The sequence below is a fragment of the Streptomyces sp. T39 genome (assembly GCF_008042045.1).
Taxonomy (GTDB): domain Bacteria; phylum Actinomycetota; class Actinomycetes; order Streptomycetales; family Streptomycetaceae; genus Streptomyces.
This window is the reverse complement of the sequence record NZ_RDBP01000155.1, coordinates 1-808: the sequence shown is the minus strand read 5'-3', so window position 1 is coordinate 808 and position 808 is coordinate 1. Positions and strand designations below refer to the sequence as shown.

At 76.0% G+C, this 808-nt stretch carries 1 protein-coding gene; it reads left to right on the top strand.

What is annotated here, in order from left to right; translation table 11 throughout:
- A partial coding sequence (locus EAO77_RS36375) for a hypothetical protein (protein ID WP_222723749.1) occupies positions 1–766 on the top strand: 766 nt, incomplete at its 5' end.
- Positions 767–808: the final 42 nt, after the last annotated feature.

Genomic DNA, 808 nt, shown 5'->3' with positions numbered 1-808 from the left:
CGGGGTCGTGGGGAAGGTACGGCTCCCCCGGCCGGCCCGGCCAGGGGAGCCGTACCTTCCCCACGACCCCGTGTGCTTGCGGTCACGGTTCCCCACGGACGGACTCGTCACCAACGAGTACGCCTTCCGCAGGCCGCACGACCCCCGGGCCGTGACCCACCCCGACTGGGACGTGACCAGCGGATCGCTCTTCGCGCGCTGGACGTACGGCTGGACCGGCGTCCCCGACGACCGCTCGCCCGACGCCCGATCCGCCGAGGGCACCGGCTCGTGCGTCTTCCGCCTGGTCACGCGACGGCGGGACCTCGACGACGTCGCCGTCACCTTCCGGGCCCTGGTCGAACCCCCGGTCACCACCCCCGGCACCCCGGCACAGGACTGGGACGGCGCCCACCTGTGGCTGCGCTACCGCAGCCCCCAGGAGTTGTACGCGCTCAGCTGGCGCCGTCGCGACGGCGCGGTGGTGCTCAAGCGCAAGAGCCCCGGGGAGCCGGGAGGCGAGGGCGTCTACCGCACGCTGGCCGAAGCGCGGCACCCCGTGCCGTACGGTCGGTGGCACCGGGTCAGCGCCCTGGTGCGCACCGTCCGGGGCGGTGTGCTGATCCGTCTGGCCCTCGACGGCAGACCGGTGCTGCGGACGGTGGACACCGCACCGGGAGGGCTCGGCGGACCCGGGGGCGTCGGACTGCGCGGGGACAACACCTCCCTGGTCTTCGACCGGTTCACGGTGCGCCGGTCCCGGCTGCCCGGCCCCGGCCCGGCCTGAACGCCCCGGTCCCCCGCCGGGCCGGGGCCGGGCAGCCGGGAC